The organism is Rhabdaerophilum sp. SD176, from assembly GCF_030143245.1.
GTDB lineage: Bacteria > Pseudomonadota > Alphaproteobacteria > Rhizobiales > Beijerinckiaceae > Rhabdaerophilum.
This window is the reverse complement of the sequence record NZ_JARJNS010000018.1, coordinates 1-1,381: the sequence shown is the minus strand read 5'-3', so window position 1 is coordinate 1,381 and position 1,381 is coordinate 1. Positions and strand designations below refer to the sequence as shown.

Genomic DNA, 1,381 nt, shown 5'->3' with positions numbered 1-1,381 from the left:
GACGTGTGTGGACGCCCCCTTGGATGCAAGCAGAATCTTGGGCACGGTCGGGCATGTGATCAGGTGCGGTCGTGTGTCCGGCCTCGAAGATGCGGCCTGTCATGCGCCGCGGGCCTGTATGGAGATATGCAGGTCAGGACCAGTTCGCTTACCCGCGCTCGATGGCGCTGCGTCCGGAATTCTGGTTCGCCCGACCCGGTCTCTTGACCGTCTGCCCTTACGTTCCCTCGCACCCTCTCACATCCGACGACAACCCGACGATATTGGCCTATGCGGGCGCCATCGCCGGATCCCTGTAGTTCTCACCCTTGCGCAAGAGCGCCCAGGCCGTGCGTGCCATGCGATTGGCCAACGCGACTGCGACCAGCATCTTCGGCTTGCGCGCCATCATGCGCCCGAGCCATGTGCCCTCGGGCGCACCTTTCCGCGCAGCCCACCTCACGACAGCAACCGCACCGACGATCAGCAGCCGACGAATGTCGCGTTGCCCCATCTTAGAGGTGCGGCCCAGCCGGTCCTTGCCGCCGCTCGAGTGCTGTCGCGGCGTCAGGCCGACCCAGGAGGCGAAGTCCCGGCCCTTCGAGAAGGTCTCCATCGGTGGCGCAAAAGTGGTAATCGCCGCTGCGGTCACGGCCCCCACTCCCGGGATTGTTGTCAGCCGTCGCGCCGTCTCGTCGGTGGTCACACGCTTGCGAAGCTCGGCATCAAGGCCCGCGATCTTCTCGGCCAGTCCAGCAATCTGATCCAGCAAGAGGCGTGCGAGGTCGCGCACCGCTGCCGGCAGCATGCCGTCATCACCATTGATGATGGCTGAGAGGCGCCCGACATGCGCCGGGCCGGTAGGGGCCACAATGCCCTGCTCGGCCAGATGAGCACGCAGGGCATTGATCGTCTGGGTCCGTTGGCGAACCAGAAGGTCCCGGGTCCGATAGGCCATCGCCGCCGCCTGCTGTGCCTCGCTCTTAACGGCTACAAACCGCATGGTTGGCCGTGACGCCGCTTCCGCAATCGCCTCGGCATCTGCCATGTCGTTCTTTTGCCGCTTCACGAATGGCTTCACGTAGGCAGGCGGAATCAGCCGTACCTCGTGGCCCAGATCGCTGATCACTCGGCCCCAATGATGCGAACTCGCGCACGCTTCCATGGCAACTACGCAAGGCGGCTGCGCAGCCAGAAACTTCAGCAGCTGTGCGCGCGGCAGCTTCCGGCGAAAGATCACCGATCCGTCAGCTCCTGAGCCATGCGCCTGAAACACGTTCTTGGCCAAATCCAGACCGATGATGCTAACCTCTCCCATGGACGCTCTCCTCCGTAGCGGTGCTTCAACACCCGCCACCTTGGCACATCGATGCCGTCGGGGGGCGTCCACCCCATCGCTTAC

The 1,381-nt window shown here is 64.3% G+C and carries 1 protein-coding gene; it reads right to left on the bottom strand.

The annotated features are described in order from the left end of the window. Nucleotides 1–268: 268 nt before the first annotated feature. A complete protein-coding gene (locus P0652_RS18700) occupies nt 269–1,297 on the bottom strand; it encodes an IS110 family RNA-guided transposase (protein WP_284180425.1) in 1,029 nt (342 codons plus the stop codon). Nucleotides 1,298–1,381 lie beyond the last annotated feature (84 nt).

What these genes read in the sequence shown, in the direction of transcription:
- P0652_RS18700 (WP_284180425.1), bottom strand. Translation starts at nt 1,297, where the DNA reads ATGGGAGAGGTTAGCATCATCGGTCTGGATTTGGCCAAGAACGTGTTT.